At 66.3% G+C, this 15210-nt stretch carries 10 protein-coding genes; 1 reads left to right on the forward strand and 9 read right to left on the reverse strand.

Annotation, left to right across the window (positions count from 1 at the left end):
* The first annotated feature begins 352 nt into the window (after window positions 1-352).
* On the forward strand, window positions 353-1462 hold the full coding sequence (locus ACQ754_RS16525; RefSeq protein WP_440998148.1) for an SPOR domain-containing protein: 1110 nt from the start codon (window positions 353-355) through the stop codon (window positions 1460-1462).
* Between the two features lie 21 nt (window positions 1463-1483).
* Here ACQ754_RS16525 and ACQ754_RS16530 read toward each other — a convergent pair whose 3' ends face one another.
* The 9 genes from ACQ754_RS16530 to ACQ754_RS16570 all read right to left on the reverse strand — a co-directional run bounded on the left by ACQ754_RS16530 (window position 1484) and on the right by ACQ754_RS16570 (window position 14731).
* Window positions 1484-2800 carry an OmpA family protein gene (locus ACQ754_RS16530; RefSeq protein WP_440998149.1) on the reverse strand — a complete coding sequence of 439 codons (1317 nt, stop codon included), beginning with the start codon at window positions 2798-2800 and terminating at the stop codon, window positions 1484-1486.
* A 2-nt stretch (window positions 2801-2802) separates the two neighbouring features.
* On the reverse strand, window positions 2803-3510 hold the full coding sequence (locus ACQ754_RS16535) for a hypothetical protein (protein WP_440998150.1): 708 nt from the start codon (window positions 3508-3510) through the stop codon (window positions 2803-2805).
* Between the two features lie 121 nt (window positions 3511-3631).
* Window positions 3632-4252, reverse strand: coding sequence for a peptidoglycan-binding domain-containing protein (locus ACQ754_RS16540; RefSeq protein WP_440998151.1), 621 nt, complete (start codon window positions 4250-4252; stop codon window positions 3632-3634).
* A 13-nt stretch (window positions 4253-4265) separates the two neighbouring features.
* Window positions 4266-4868 (reverse strand): peptidoglycan-binding domain-containing protein, encoded by a 603-nt coding sequence (locus ACQ754_RS16545; RefSeq protein WP_440998152.1) that lies wholly within the window; start codon window positions 4866-4868, stop codon window positions 4266-4268.
* A gap of 17 nt (window positions 4869-4885) precedes the next feature.
* Window positions 4886-5587 (reverse strand): SapC family protein, encoded by a 702-nt coding sequence (locus ACQ754_RS16550; RefSeq protein WP_440998153.1) that lies wholly within the window; start codon window positions 5585-5587, stop codon window positions 4886-4888.
* Window positions 5588-6205: a peptidoglycan-binding domain-containing protein gene (locus ACQ754_RS16555; protein ID WP_440998154.1), complete on the reverse strand. Its 618-nt coding sequence runs from the start codon at window positions 6203-6205 to the stop codon at window positions 5588-5590.
* Between the two features lie 116 nt (window positions 6206-6321).
* The gene (locus ACQ754_RS16560; RefSeq protein WP_440998155.1) at window positions 6322-12525 is read right to left on the reverse strand and encodes a hypothetical protein; all 6204 of its coding nucleotides are present in this window, start codon (window positions 12523-12525) and stop codon (window positions 6322-6324) included.
* A gap of 182 nt (window positions 12526-12707) precedes the next feature.
* A complete protein-coding gene (locus tag ACQ754_RS16565; RefSeq protein ID WP_440998156.1) occupies window positions 12708-14024 on the reverse strand; it encodes an OmpA family protein in 1317 nt (438 codons plus the stop codon).
* Window positions 14025-14026: 2 nt separating this feature from the next.
* Complete coding sequence (locus ACQ754_RS16570) at window positions 14027-14731, reverse strand: hypothetical protein (protein WP_440998157.1); 705 nt, start codon at window positions 14729-14731, stop codon at window positions 14027-14029.
* Between the last annotated feature and the right edge of the window lie 479 nt (window positions 14732-15210).

The following is a 15210-nucleotide window of genomic DNA, read 5'->3' on the forward strand; positions in this document are numbered from 1 at the left end:
CTGTGTTGCCGGTCTTTACCCCGCTCAACATAACCCACGCAACGTTGAGGCGGGGCAGGTCAATCCATCATGTCTACGGGCTACGGGACTGGGATGTCGCGGCGTAGGCGGACTTCGTCCGCCGTACGGGACTTGCGTGACCGGTCGGTAGGGCGGATGGAGGCCGAAGGCCGTAATCCGCCGCGTCCGCTCTGCGGGTCGGAGTCCGCCGCACTTGGCGGCTTTCGCTGGGCTTCACCCATCCCTACGCACCGCCGTAGTCGGGCCGGCGTTGCCGGATGGCCCGGCAGGCGGTAGGCCTTTGCCCGCGGAGTTTGTATCCTGCCCCAGGGAATCAAGGGGTAGAAGAACAATGCGGCAATGGATACGCGAAGGCCGGCGCGCGGCGCGGCTGCTGCTGGTGGCAGTGGTTGTCGCCCTGTGGTTTTCCGGTCTGCACGCCGAGGCCCCGGAGCCCACCGAGGCGTACCGGAGCGGCTTGGAGGCCTACCGCGCCGGTGACGCCGACCGCGCCCGCTCCGCCTGGCGCGCGGCGGCGGAGGACGGCGACGGCTGGGCGCAGTACGGCCTAGGATTGCTCCACGAGTCGGGGCCCGGCGGCATGGAGGCCGATACCGGGAAGGCGGTGGAATGGTACCGCCAGGCCGCGGATCAGGACGTGCCCGCGGCGATGAACAACCTCGGCCTGCTCGTCGCCCGGGGCGCCGGGGTGGACCAGGATCCCCGCGAGGCGGTGAAGCTCTGGCGCGAGGCCGCGGAGCTCGGCCACGGGCCGGCCGCCTATAATCTCGCTGCGTCGTACCGGGCGGGCTACGGCATCCGGACCAACATGCGCGAGGCCCTGCGCTGGTATGAGACCGCCGCCGAGCGCGGCGTGGTGGACGCCGCCGAGGCGCTGGCGGACTACCACGCCGGCCAGTCCGACCACGAACGATCCCAAGAGGCGCTCCGCTGGTACCGGCGAGCCGCCGAGCTCGGCAGCGAATCCGCGCGGGAACGGCTCGATGAGCTAGCCGATCAGCGCCGCTCCACACTCCAGGCCGACAATACGCGATCAGAAGAGCGCGGGGGGAACACCGACGGTGGCGACGCGGACTCTGGGAGCCACTCGTCGGACACCGCGGCGGAGACCGACCCCGGCGACGGGGCGGGTATCGCCGCAGTGGACGAGCCGCCCCCCTCCGAGCCGGAGGAGACACCCGCGGCACCACGGAGCGGAAGCGCAGGGGTGTTCTCCCTGCAGGTGGGCTCCCTGGATTCGGCCGAGGCCGCCCGCCGCGAGTGGGCACGGCTGCAGCGGGTGCTGCCCGATCTCCTCGGCGACGCCGAGGCCCTGATCGTCGTCGAAGACGACCGCTACCGCCTACAGACGGGCTTCCTGACCGACCCGGATACGGCGGCCGCGCGGTGCGCGGCCATCCGGGAACGCAAGCAACAGTGCCTGATCATCCGACGCCGTTGACGGGAAGGGCGTGGAGCGCCGTCAGGCCTCCTCCCCCTCCGGCGGTATGACGCGGATGACGGCGCGGCGGTTCTCGGCCTCGGCGACGCCGTCTTCGGTCTCCACCGCCGGGCGGGTCTCGCCGTACCACACCAGCAGGATGCGGTCGTTGGCGATGCCGCGCTCGACGAGCCCCTCGCGCACCGCCTGCGCGCGCTCGCGCGAGAGCTCGAGGTTGAACGCCTCCCCGCCGGCACGGTCGGTGTGGCCCTCGACCCGCAGGTTCGCCTCCTCGCCGGCGCGCGCGGCCTGCGCCGCCTCATCGAGCGTCGCCTGCGCATCGGCGTTCAACTCGGCACTGCCGCTGTCGAAGTACACCGTGTAGGTCGCCCCCTCGGGCAGCGCCGGCTGCTCGGCGGCCGCCTCACGCTCGGCCGGCTCGGACTCCGCCTCGCGCTCCGCCGGGGTGATCTCGTCGAAGCTCACACACGGGCGCTCGTCGACACCCGCCACCGCCCCCATCAGCTCCAGCACCCCGAGCTCCAGGGTGGTGCGCACGCCAAGCTGCAGCGGCTCCTGGTTCTTCATCCCGGCGTTGAGATCGATCAGCGTGTCGCCGAAGAAGCGGAATACATCGAGGCCCACCTCGAAGCCGGTGATCTGCTTCTGCAGGCTCGTGGTCTTGATCACCTCGAGCGACTGGGTGTCGATGACGCGAAGGTCAGCGGCAACGTTGACCGTGAAGGTGCGCGCCTGCGGCCCCGCCCCGTCGACGGTCAGCTCCGCGCCACCGGATTGGATGTTGTAGTTGAGCTCGGTGATGCCGCCGACGATGTAGTAGTCGGTCTGCATGATCGAGCCGCCGTAGTAGGGCTTCCACGGCACCCGGCGCTGGCCCTCGCCGTTGTCCTGGACGAGATGCGGCTCGCCGTCACCGAGGTAGCGGTTCTCGAGATAGCGCAGCTCCATCTCCGCGATCTGGGTGTCGAAGCGCTCGTGCAGCCGCACCGCATCCCCGAGCTTGCCGAGCGCCGAGATCACCATCAGCGCCCCGCCCTGGGTGATCGGGTTGCCCCCGTCCATCTCGCTGAACTTGCCCGTGTAGTCCTTGACGTTGCCCACCGCCACCCGCGGCGGCGCCTCCTCCTCGCCGTAGGAGCCCTTCAGCCGTCCGTTCATGCAGCGGAAGGCGTTGTACAGCGGCGTGGTGTTCTCGGTCACCGGCGGGCCGTTGACCACCGGCGCCTCCGCCTCATGGCGCTTGAAATAATCGGTCTGCGCGCAGCCCGATACCGCCAGCGCCGTCACGCCCGCCACGCAGGCGCGACGCAGTGCTTTCGCCGGAATATGCACCCCCATGATCAAAGGCCCCCGTCAGCGGTCGTCGGCGCGCCGATAAACCGGCACCCCTCGCTGCCGTCAATCGAGGCGCTCTGCGGACTCTCGGTGTTGGTCTGCGAGGAGTTCAGCGCCACGTCCGTGGTCCCGGAGGTGTCCACCGAGCCGACGTCGCTGGAGATGTTCGGGTCACTGACCATGGCGTTCTGCGGGCTGTTGTCCCCCACCGACTGCTCGGAGTCGATGGTGTGCCCTGCGTTCTGGCTGCCACTCGCCGAACCACCGCTGGTGTTGTCGTCGCCTTGCGAGCCTGTCCACGAGTCATTCCCTGCCTGGGCATTCACCGGCTTGCTCGCGGTGAAGCTGTTGCTGCCGGTGTTCGCCGCCGCGTCCGCGACAATCTCCCCCTCCGGGGTGATGTTCGCGTTGCCCGACTGCCCCGAGGCGTCGTTGCTGCCGGTGTTGCCCACCGCCGAGGCCGAGACGTTGCAGTTGATCTGGTGACCGTCAAAAAAGGTGTTGTAGTTGTTCGTCGTGCTGAACGAGTCGTAGAAACCGCCCTTCTTGCGCTCGATCAGGTCCACGATCCCCGCCTTCGCGTTCTTCTGCGAGGCCGTGTCAAACTGCCACGCCCGATTCTCCTGAAATCCATTGGCGTGGGCGAAATGGGGCCCCAACGCCAACACTACCGCCAGTGCACCGGCAGTCGGGCCGATCATACCCTGTCTCATCAGTACCCCTCAGTTAACATGCAGTTATTATTCGTTGCACGAGTCCCGATGTGTCCCATCGGTATCATCCATGAAGCAGTGTGCGCGACCGTCCGCTCTTCGTTTGTGAGCTAGTTCACTCTCACTGCGCGCCGGACTGCTCAGCATCGCGGATCAACCAGAGGACTGTATCCGAGTCCGGTAGACCAGTGACCGCGAGATCGCGTTCCTCCTGATAGCGCTGAATGGCCCGCCGGGTAGCGCTGTTGTAATCGCCACTGGCGTCGCCGTCGTAAAAACCCTCGGCGGCCAGGCGGCGCTGCACGAGGGCCAGGGTCGCCCGCCGCACTTCGGTACTGGCATCACCGAGCTCCAGCTCCACCATGGGCGAACGCCGCTCCACCCGGTACGGTGTCAAGAGCTCCAGCACCCGGGCGGTGGCGGTCTCCACCGAGGCCTCCGGGTTGGCCTGGCAGATGTTGCGCACCACGCCGATCATGGGCCCCGTCCCGGCGATGGGCGAGACGTCAAAGGTCTCCTCGCCGGTGCGGTTGCGGGCGCTGAGGTAACCATCCATCCAGGTCGCGAACGCCGCCAGCGCCGGCCCCCCGGCTTCCACCGCCTCCGCCAGGCGGCTGCAGGGCTGGGTGCCCGGCCCACGGACCGCGTAGTTGCCCTCGCCGTCGGCGGCCGGGGCGGCCGGCGCCATCAGCGCCAGCGCGACCGCCGCCACGGCCACGGATCCCTTCCATCGATTGCGCAATGTGTCGTCCTCCCTACTGCGCCAACAGCCGGACCAGTGTGGCCGGGTCCGGCAGACCCGTCACGGTCAGCCCCTCCGACTCCTGATAGGCCTCCAGGGCGTTGCGACTGCCGGACCCGTAGATGCCGTCGATCCCGCCGCCGTAGTGGCCGAGGCGCTGCAGCTCCTGCTGCACGGCCGCGAGGGTGGAGCGACGCACCGCCACGCGCCGTTCACCGGCCTCGGCCTGCATCACCTCGGAGGCCTGGCGCACCCGCGCCGGCGCGAGGGTGTTGAGCAATCGGGCGGTGGCGGTCTCCACAGCGACGTCGGGATTGTCCGCGCACACATTGAGCAGGAGCTGGCCCATGGCGTTGTTGTCCAGGATCGGCGAGACGTCGAAGGTCTCCTCCTGACTGCGGTTGAGCCCGGTCATGTAGCCGGCCATCCAGTGCACGAACAGACCCGCGTTGCCCTGCTCGGCCTCGGCGGCCTGGGTGAAGCGCTCACAGCTCTGGCCACCGAGACCGCGGACGGCGTAGTTCCCGTCCGCATCCGCCGCCGAGGCCGCCGGCGCGGTCGCAATGGCCAGCGCCCCCAACAGCGGCCATACCGCTGCCATCATGATCCTTTTCACGCTCACCTCCTTCTGTCTCAGGCGGCCTGGCGGGCAAGGATGCGCTGGGCATTCTCCAGGCTGTGGCGGTGGGCATGGACAAGCCCCATCAGCCCGGAGCGCACCCAACCGGCCAGGGTGGCGTCATCGAGCGCCGCGAGGCGCTCCATGTCCACCATGCGGAAGCCGCTCACCGCCACCTCCGTATTGTCGCCCCGGGTCACCGTGAATTGGCGGGCCACCAGCAGGCCGTGCTCCTCAAGCGGACGCAGCAGGGCCTCGGTCTGCTCGAGCTCGCGCTGGAACTGCAGCAGAAAGCGTTTAGCCCGCGCGACTACGCCCTCCTCGGGCGGCTCGCCGTCGACGAACAGCGCCTCGCCCTCGGCCTCCCGGAGCTGGGGGGCATCGCGGTCGATCATCACCACAAAGCGCCCCTCCTCGCCGGTCTCACCGAGGATGAAGGGATAGCGCCGAAGGTGGGCGGGGACGTAGTCCGCCTGCCACTGCCCGTCCTCACCGATAAACGGCGCCTGCCCTTTCTGCAGGGTCAGCAGCGCCAGGGGCCGCAGGCGCTGGCCCTCGGCGGTGAAGACGATGGGGAACTCCCGGGCGGCCTTGGGGAATTCGGAACCAGCCACGGGAGCACTGGGCACCCCCCGGGCGAAGGAGAAGCCCGAAACGGACTGGTAGCGCAGGCCCGAGTGGCGCTCCGGGTTCAGGGCCTCGAGATTGTCGAACATTCACTCATTCTCCTCGTTGGTGAACAGCAGCCGCACCAGGGTGTCGCCGTCCGGCACGCCGGTGACGGGGAGATCATGCTCCTGCTGATAGCTGCGCAGGGCGTCGCCCGTGGCCTCGTTAAACCGCCCGGTGGCCTCCACGCCCTCATAGCCGCGCTCGGCGAGGACCGCCTGCACCCGCGCCAAGGCCTCCTGGCGGATGTTGATCGTCGCCTCGGCGGTGGAGATGGTTACCGGCTGCGAGGCCGACTGCACCCGGGCGTCGTCGAGTACGCCGACCAACCGGGCCACCGCCGTCTCCACGCGCAACTCCGGGCTACTCCGGCACACCCGTGCCGCCATGTCCAGGAGCTGGGCCGCGGACATCACGGGCACCACGTCGAAGGTGGACTCCAGCAGCCGGTTGTGGGCGCTCATGTAGCCCTCCAGCCAGCCAGCGTAAAGGCGGAGGGCCTCCCGGGACTGTTCCTCCACCGCGGTGAGGAAGGCCTCACAGCCTTGGGCGCCGGGGCCGCGCACGGCGTAGCGGCCCTCGCCATCCGCCGCCACCACGCTGGTGGCCGTCCCCGCCAGAAGCAGGGCAACAGCACCCTGTGCGATCCTTCGGTATCCGTTCATTGCGTTCTCATCCTTCCGACTCCTGCCCGCCCCGATGGTAAAGCAACCACTGCGCAGAAAAAGCCCCCGGAGCGCCGTAGCGCCCGGGGGCCCAATCACCTCACAGCGTGAGTGCTTCAGCGGTTGAGGCGTGTGCTGGCCCGGGAGAGGGCGTTGTTCACGCTCACCGAGTTCCCGCTCACGTTGCCACGGGCCGTCGCGGCGATGGTGTTGCCGCTGTGGCTGACTGTGGTGCTATCCACACCACCGTTGAACGTGGAGCTGACCGAGGCGTTGCTCACGCTCGCGGTGATGGTGTTGCCGCTGTTGCTCTGGCGGTTGGCGATGCCTACAGGGGTCTGGACACGGCCAAGACCACCGACGTTGACGTCCGTCCGCGCCGAGTTGCCGGTGGCATTGGCGGCAATGATGTTACCCCGCAGGGCCACCGCCGAGTCGGAGTGCGATGCGCCCCCCGCCGAAAGCGACACGGACGACCCCGTGATCGTGCTCGTCACATCGGCAACATTGCGCTGGGCGTTGAGGGCGGAGAGCCCAGCCCCGGTCACGCTGGTACCGCTGGTGCCCGTCTGGGCAGTCGCCCCGCCAGGGGACGCCGCGGAGGTGATCCCTTGCGCACTAGTGACGTCAACGGTGTTCGTGGCGTTATTCGCGGTCGCCGTCGCACGGATCTGGTTGTTACCAATATCCACGGCGCTGTCCACCAGGTTCGCCCCGAAGTCCACACGTACCGACGATGCATCCACTGTAGAGCTCAACGCCCCAGCGTTGCGCTGGACGTTCGCCAAGCCTGCGGATGCCGAAACCGCACTCCCATTGAGCCGCAGCTCGTTCAGCGGCACGGTGTTGCCTACCGTGTCGGCCCAAAGGACATTATCGGAGGCGGTGATCGCTCCTTGGTTGGAACCGCCTTCCATGTCCAGCACCACACCGCCACCGCTGACATCCGATGTCATCGTCGCATCATTCGTCTGACGACTCGCCAAGGCATAGTCGCCTTCCGCGACACCATTCGTCGAGCCGGTATCGGTGCTCACATCAGAAGGTGCCGCGCTGCCACCGAGCAGCGTGGCCACATCGCCCACCGCATCGCTATCGAGCCGGTTAACGGCGTAGTTCCCGGTGGACGCGGCGATCCCCTCGTTACCGGACAAGGACACTGCTGAATCGTCCACGTTGTCTGAGCCCCAATTGGTTACATGCCGAACTAGCACGTCCTGTTCCGTCGAGGTGTTCACCGTCACGGGCCCGTCGATCGTCTGCTCATTGGTCAGCGCGCCGCTGGCCTCCACGGACCCCGTACTCGAGCCGGTAACCGTATTGCGGGCCCGATTCAGGGTCGACTCGGCCAATGCGCGGTTGCCATCCAGGCTCGCACTGGCCTGGCTCAACGCACTCGCGGAAAGATGCACTGTGCTATCGGTCTCGGTGGTGACGTTGAGCCCGTCTCCCACCCCGACGAAGGTCTGAATGTTCGACAGGGCAAGCCCCGCCTCGGCACGGGTCGGCGCCGTGGTATCCGCGGTAGCCAAGCTCGCACCACCGCCGGCGGAGACGCCCCCGACGGCATCCACGACCAGGTTATTGAGGGCATTGTTCCCCCTCATACGTGCCTCCGCGACGTTCTCGTTAAGGGACGCGGTGCTGGAGGTGACCCCACCAGCACCCGCGTCGTCGGAGTCCGCGTCGACGGAGAAGGAGGCCGTCGCCGTTGTCGCAACTTCAGTAAAGTCGGTACTCGTCACGCCTTGCAGGTTGCTGAGGGCCGCCGTTGCGTCGACACCCCCGTCCGCTTCAAGCCGCAGGTCATTGCCGGACTCCGCGACATCCTGCCGTGCACCATCGGAGATCACACTGTCACCCACTGAGTTCAGATCCGTCTGGGCACGAACCAGGTTATCCGAGACGGTTACTGTAGAACCCTCCCCACCGAGCGGCGCGAAACCATCTTCGGCGTTACCGCTGAAGCTACCCTCGGCAGTGGCCCCCAGTCCCGGTAGTCCCGGAACCGTTACCGCCTGGTCACTCGCAAGGGCATAACCCCCGCGGGCACCCCCGAGGTCCCAAGCCACCGCATCACTGCCACTGCCCGCCTCGATGGAGGCGGCACGGACCGACAGGTCATTATTGGCTTGGTTGCCCCCCAGCGTTGCCGTCGACTCGTTGCCGGTGACCGACACGTTGCTGCCCTCGACGTCATCAAAGTCGACGTTTACCGTCCCATTCGCGCTGCTGTTGGCCGTCACCTCCGTCATTTCCTGGGCATTGCGCAGAGCGCCATTGGCCGTGACGGAACCCGCGGGGTCATCCACTAGGCCGAGCAGGACCGCATTATCCGCCTCGTTGGCCTGCAAATCGGCGGAGAAGGCGTTATTATTCGCGTTCGCCGTGCTGTTCTCCAGGTTGGTCAGAGAGCCAGCAGCGAGCTCGATCGCGATGGTCCCGGTAGCCTCGGCATTCAGCGAGATACCGGCCCCCACCACCTCCTGTCGGCTCGAGAGGGCGTTCCTCGAGCGCGCGTTGTTGTTACCGAACGCACCGGCGTCGTCAGCTACACCCGCGATGCTACTGCTATCCACCAATAAGGTATTGGACGCTTCGTTCCCCCGGGCATCTGCCCCGAGCCGGTTCCCTGTAGCCGCGAGCTCGCTGTCGACAAAAGCGCTAGTGTTCGGCCCTCCCCGGATATGGAGATCCATGTCCGCCGCTACCGCGGAGACATTGGATTCCATCTCCTGGACATTCGTGAGCGCCTGGGTGCTGGCGACACCCCCTTCGCTGACGAGTACCAAATCGCTGGCCCCGACATTCCCGCCGGCGTCGGCTTGCAAGTCCTGATTCTTGATGCTCGCCGTAACATTGTTCGCGTCCGCCGAGCCATTATCCATGTCGATGGAAACCACGGGATCCGCGATGGCCGCCGTGATCGTCGCTGCACCGCCGGTGAGCTGGGAATTGATCAGTGCGTGGTCGGCATCCGAGGCCTCGTTGTTCGCGTGGGCGGTACCATTCGCCGCCGTGGTCGCGGACACGGCACCGTCCGCCTCCACTCGCAGCAGATTATCGGCATCGTTGCCCTGGGCGGATGCCCCGATCTCCGGATCGTCACCCACAGCGCCGGTAATGCTTAGCACCGTACTCGAATCAGTGGGGAACGCTGTGTTGGTCACACCTATGGAGAGTGTCGGTTCGGTAACACTCGCACTCACGTTATTCGCCACCTGGCCGTTGGCAAGCGCCACCGAAGTGTCAGTCACGTTGCCGCCACCGCCCAAGGCATTCACCGCGGCAATATTCGTCGCGGTATTCGCGCTGGCGTCGGCATCCACGCGGTTTCCGCCCAGGGTGCCGGTGAGGGTATCGCCCCCACTCAACGCGCCGGCGATATCCAGGGTCGCACCGAGGGTATTCTGCGCGGTATTCGCTGCGTCGAGATCCGCATTGACGGCACTGGATTCCTGGGCATTGGCGACAGCCACGCCGCCTTGCGCATCCACACCGGCGGCAGATGCGCTCGCCGAACCGGCAGTGAGATTCGCCGAGGAAACCCCACCATTGCCGTCCACCGTCAATTGGTTGGTGACATCATTGGCCGCTGCCTCGCCGGATATGGTGTTGCCGGAGACCGTTGCCACGGTGTCCCCAGCCAGCGTGGTCGCATCAATCGTGGCGTCCACCAAGCCACCGCCGATCACCTGAGTGCTACCCGCACTTTGCCCGCTGGCAAGGGCCGCTAGCGTGGAATCCGCACCATTGCTCTCGGTGACGCTGCCATCCGAGTCGATGCTCAGGATGTTGAGGCCCTGGTTGCCTTCGGCGGTCAGCCCGATGGTGTTGTCATCCAGGGTAACAGTGAGGTCTTCCGCCACTTCCGCGATCGAGAGATCCACGCCAATGCGCTGGTCGCGGTCCGCGGCATAAACCTTGGCTACTGTGTCTGTTGCGAGCTGACCGCTGACGAGGGTTGCCCCGGCCCCGGCATCCACCGACCCGGCGGCTACGGAAGCGCCGGCTACCACGGTAGCCGCGGTGTCGTCGGGGCTGAACTCCCCTTCGATCTGCAGCTGGTTCGTCACATCGTTCGTCGCAGCAGATGCCTCAACGGCATTACCGCTAACAGTGAAATCCCCCGTAGCCGGGGTGTTAGCATCTGTCGCATCTGCTGCCGTGAGCGCGATCTCCCCGTCCACTTGTCCCCGGACGAACTGATCGTCCACTTCGGCGGCCTGGACGCTCCCCAGGGACACAGTGCCCGAGACGCCAGAGTCGGAGGTCACATCCAACAGGTTGGTGGCGACATTGCCCTCGGCATCCGCGGAGATGAGGCTGTCCTTGACCGAGGCCGTCCCATCGAGCGCCTCGGAGGCATTCCCCTGAATGGAGAGGAACACATCGCCCCGACTAACATCGGCCCGGACATTCCCCGAATTTCCGCCACCGGCACCATCCAGGCGCTGCATGTTAGCCAACGTCGCACCCGCGGCACCACTGAGGCTCTCGGCGGCGAAGTCCGCGCTCATCTCGCCGAGCTGACCCGCGGTCGCCGGAGAATCCGGCGACAGAGCAACGTCACCGCCTTCCAGGTCCATCTGGTTCGTGGCCTCGTTGCCGGTGGCAGACGCAGTAATCTCCGCCTGCTCCACGGAGGCAGTACCGTCCCCGGTCAAGGTGCCATCCTCATCACCTTCACCCACCGTGACACCCACATCAGCCCGGCCATTGAGAGCACGGATGTTGGCCTCGCTGACCTGTGCGCTGCCCAGAGCGGCGCTTGCGCTGTCACCGCCCAGGTCCCCCACGGCATCAAGGCGGAGCAGATTCTCCGTCTCGTTGCCGGTGGTGGATGCTGCTACAGCAACGCGGTCATCATCCGCGCCCCCCAGTGACACGGTTCCACCGTCGACGTTGTCGGCCGTGATCCCGATGGTTCCGTCGAGAATCTGACTCGTTACTTGACTGCCGCTATCCGCCACTTGGGCATTAAGACCGGCGGCGCCTGCGTCCACATCCGCCTGCTCGCCGGCAACATCCAGGGTCACCCCGACCGCACCATTCGGGGCATCGATGCCGCCGCTAGCTGCTATATCCAGCGTAGTGGCACCGAAGCTGCCGATCGTAGATGCCTCAATGCTGCTGCCGGTCAGCGAGAGGCTGCCGTCATCCTCCAACGAAGCGATCGTGGCAGGGTCGTCCCTCTCGGTCAGGACGATTTCGATCGTGGAGTCATTGTTAAATGACCGGACCAAAGTGTCGACATTCGCCTGGACATTCGACACGCCGGAGGAAGCATCAAAGCTTCCACTGACATCGAACGCCATGCGGGTGAGGGCGTCGTTACCGGTCATCCCGGCAGAGGTTGTGCTATCAGCGATGGTAAGCGTGTCGCTGAAGCCGGGTGCGCTGTCATCCACCTCTCCGTCAATGCGGATATCGTTGGCTTGGGACTCGACGGGATTGGGGTCCGCACCACCATCCACATTATTATTGATCTGGGCCGTGCTGACCGTGAAGGCCGCCTCGCCCGTGGTTGTCGCACCGGTATAATCCAGCGTCAGCGAGGCCGGGTCAGTATCACCACTACCGGAGGTATAGCTCCCATTGGGCAGGTCTTCGACGGCGACGTCCGAAACATTAAGCAGTCCCTCTGCCTGAATCAGGGCGTCCGAGATGGACACGACGCCGCTGCTAAGATCGGTAAGGTCCGCGAGCACCTCACTGTTCTCGACGCGCACGTCCACGGTGAGGTCGCTGTTCAGTTGCCCAGTCGCGTAGGCGAGCGCTTCATCCAAACCGTCATTAATGCTGTTTAGAGAGACCGGGTCGTCAACCCCGTCATCGGCGTGGAGGTTCCCCAATCCCCGCGCCTCGATGGTCGTGCCGCTGTCATCGACATCAACGTCGCTGTCTTCCCCACTATCCGTTTCCGTGGTTGAACCACTGCCCTCAACGATCGCCTCCAGCGTATTGTTGGTGTTGTATTGGGCTTCACTATCTTCGAACCCACCAGTGGGATCCGACAGGGTTGTAACGACCCCAATGGGATCCGTAGTGCCCGGGACCGTAATCGTCGTCTCCGCATGCGCGGGTGCTATTGGCCCCCCGGCGACGGAGAGGACGCTGGCGGCGATGACCAGGGCGCCGGCGGCGGAGAGCAGACCCCCGCGGCTCGCGCCCGGCCGGGCGGCCGGGACGGCGTGGTAGGCGATTTGCGGGATCTCCGCCTCGGCGCCGGGGTGACGGATGCCGGTGAGACCGCCATAGCGGCCGGCCGCGGCCAGCGCGATGGTGCTGGAATGGATGTCGTGGTTGAGCTCTCGCATTATTACCCCCTCAGGTAGTGTGCTGTGCCCGACGCGTGGCGATAGCGGCGCCGGCGATGCTTGATTCGGTGAAGATCCCATTGGTCGCGTTAGCGCGAGTGCTGTGCGTTGTTATTGCCCTCATCGCTGGTCCATGACTCCCTCGCCTTCCGTTGACGTTTCTTCTGACGTTGTACGTGCGCTCATGCCCCCGCTTCCTCCGGCGGCATGATGCGGATGACGGCGCGGCGGTTTTCGGCGGCGGCGACGCCGTCTTCGGTCTCCACCGCCGGGCGGGTCTCGCCGTACCACACCAGCAGGATGCGATCATTGGCGACGCCACGCTCGACAAGCCCCTCGCGCACCACCTGCGCGCGCTCGCGCGAGAGCTCGAGGTTGAACGCCTCCCCGCCGGCACGGTCGGTGTGGCCCTCGACCCGCAGGTTCGCCTCCTCGCCGGCGCGCGCGGCCTGCGCCGCCTCATCGAGCGTCGCCTGCGCATCGGCGTTCAACTCGGCACTGCCGCTGTCGAAGTACACCGTGTAGGTCGCCCCCTCGGGCAGCGCCGGCTGCTCGGCGGCCGCCTCACGCTCGGCCGGCTCGGACTCCGCCTCGCGCTCCGCCGGGGTGATCTCGTCGAAGCTCACACACGGGCGCTCGTCGACACCCGCCACCGCCCCCATCAGCTCCAGCACCCCGAGCTCCAGGGTGGTGCGCACGCCAAGCTGCAGCGGCTCCTGGTTCTTCATCCCGGCGTTGAGATCGATCAGCGTGTCGCCGAAGAAGCGGAATACATCGAGGCCCACCTCGAAGCCGGTGATCTGCTTCTGCAGGCTCGTGGTCTTGATCACCTCGAGCGACTGGGTGTCGATGACGCGAAGGTCAGCGGCAACGTTGACCGTGAAGGTGCGCGCCTGCGGCCCCGCCCCGTCGACGGTCAGCTCCGCGCCACCGGATTGGATGTTGTAGTTGAGCTCGGTGATGCCGCCGACGATGTAGTAGTCGGTCTGCATGATCGAGCCGCCGTAGTAGGGCTTCCACGGCACCCGGCGCTGGCCCTCGCCGTTGTCCTGGACGAGATGCGGCTCGCCGTCACCGAGGTAGCGGTTCTCGAGATAGCGCAGCTCCATCTCCGCGATCTGGGTGTCGAAGCGCTCGTGCAGCCGCACCGCATCCCCGAGCTTGCCGAGCGCCGAGATCACCATCAGCGCCCCGCCCTGGGTGATCGGGTTGCCCCCGTCCATCTCGCTGAACTTGCCCGTGTAGTCCTTGACGTTGCCCACCGCCACCCGCGGCGGCGCCTCCTCCTCGCCGTAGGAGCCCTTCAGCCGTCCGTTCATGCAGCGGAAGGCGTTGTACAGCGGCGTGGTGTTCTCGGTCACCGGCGGGCCGTTGACCACCGGCGCCTCCGCCTCATGGCGCTTGAAATAATCGGTCTGCGCGCAGCCCGATACCGCCAGCGCCGTCACGCCCGCCACGCAGGCGCGACGCAGTGCTTTCGCCGGAATATGCACCCCCATGATCAAAGGCCCCCGTCAGCGGTCGTCGGCGCGCCGATAAACCGGCACCCCTCGCTGCCGTCAATCGAGGCGCTCTGCGGACTCTCGGTGTTGGTCTGCGAGGAGTTCAGCGCCACGTCCGTGGTCCCGGAGGTGTCCACCGAGCCGACGTCGCTGGAGATGTTCGGGTCACTGACCATGGCGTTCTGCGGGCTGTTGTCCCCCACCGACTGCTCGGAGTCGATGGTGTGCCCTGCGTTCTGGCTGCCACTCGCCGAACCACCGCTGGTGTTGTCGTCGCCTTGCGAGCCTGTCCACGAGTCATTCCCTGCCTGGGCATTCACCGGCTTGCTCGCGGTGAAGCTGTTGCTGCCGGTGTTCGCCGCCGCGTCCGCGACAATCTCCCCCTCCGGGGTGATGTTCGCGTTGCCCGACTGCCCCGAGGCGTCGTTGCTGCCGGTGTTGCCCACCGCCGAGGCCGAGACGTTGCAGTTGATCTGGTGACCGTCAAAAAAGGTGTTGTAGTTGTTCGTCGTGCTGAACGAGTCGTAGAAACCGCCCTTCTTGCGCTCGATCAGGTCCACGATCCCCGCCTTCGCGTTCTTCTGCGAGGCCGTGTCAAACTGCCACGCCCGGTTCTCCTGAAATCCATTGGCGTGGGCGAAATGGGGCCCCGTCACCAGCAAAACCAACGCGCACAAGCTCGCGCCGTAGACAAAACGCTTCATCCAACCCCCTCAGATGGAGTTCCGTTCTTGGTGTGATCTAGATCATGGTCCAGGGGGGCGCCAACTGCAAAATGTGCACGTCAGCTAGCGTTAGTTGTGCGTTAGTTGGCAGACCGAAGGGATTGTGCGTGGGGTGTGGCCGGTTGCAGGTTTTGGGGGATTCCTGCGCTCGCCCCGTGCGCCGGAACCGTGCCCGACGGACTCGCGGCGAGATGGGATCACTGGCGGGTTTCGCTCTGCCCGACCCGGCCTACGTCCCGGGTTACGTTCCATGGGTGGGGCGGATGGAGGCGGAAGACCGGAATCCGCGGGGAGGGTCGCGGTGCATTGCGCTTCACTCCATGTACCCTACGGCGCCTGCGTCCGCCCTACCCGCGCCCTCCGCCCTACCCGCTATCCCCGGTAGACATGATGGATTGACCTGCCCCGCCTCAACGTTGCGTGGGTTATGTTGAGCGGGGTAAAGACCGGCAACACAG

Origin of the sequence: Arhodomonas sp. SL1, from assembly GCF_052060015.1 — a bacterium.
Classification (GTDB): domain Bacteria; phylum Pseudomonadota; class Gammaproteobacteria; order Nitrococcales; family Nitrococcaceae; genus Arhodomonas.

What these genes read in the sequence shown, in the direction of transcription:
- ACQ754_RS16525 (WP_440998148.1), top strand. Translation starts at nt 353, where the DNA reads ATGCGGCAATGGATACGCGAAGGCCGGCGCGCGGCGCGGCTGCTGCTG.
- ACQ754_RS16530 (WP_440998149.1), bottom strand. Translation starts at nt 2,800, where the DNA reads ATGGGGGTGCATATTCCGGCGAAAGCACTGCGTCGCGCCTGCGTGGCG.
- ACQ754_RS16535 (WP_440998150.1), bottom strand. Translation starts at nt 3,510, where the DNA reads ATGAGACAGGGTATGATCGGCCCGACTGCCGGTGCACTGGCGGTAGTG.
- ACQ754_RS16550 (WP_440998153.1), bottom strand. Translation starts at nt 5,587, where the DNA reads ATGTTCGACAATCTCGAGGCCCTGAACCCGGAGCGCCACTCGGGCCTG.
- ACQ754_RS16555 (WP_440998154.1), bottom strand. Translation starts at nt 6,205, where the DNA reads ATGAACGGATACCGAAGGATCGCACAGGGTGCTGTTGCCCTGCTTCTG.
- ACQ754_RS16560 (WP_440998155.1), bottom strand. Translation starts at nt 12,525, where the DNA reads ATGCGAGAGCTCAACCACGACATCCATTCCAGCACCATCGCGCTGGCC.
- ACQ754_RS16565 (WP_440998156.1), bottom strand. Translation starts at nt 14,024, where the DNA reads ATGGGGGTGCATATTCCGGCGAAAGCACTGCGTCGCGCCTGCGTGGCG.
- ACQ754_RS16570 (WP_440998157.1), bottom strand. Translation starts at nt 14,731, where the DNA reads ATGAAGCGTTTTGTCTACGGCGCGAGCTTGTGCGCGTTGGTTTTGCTG.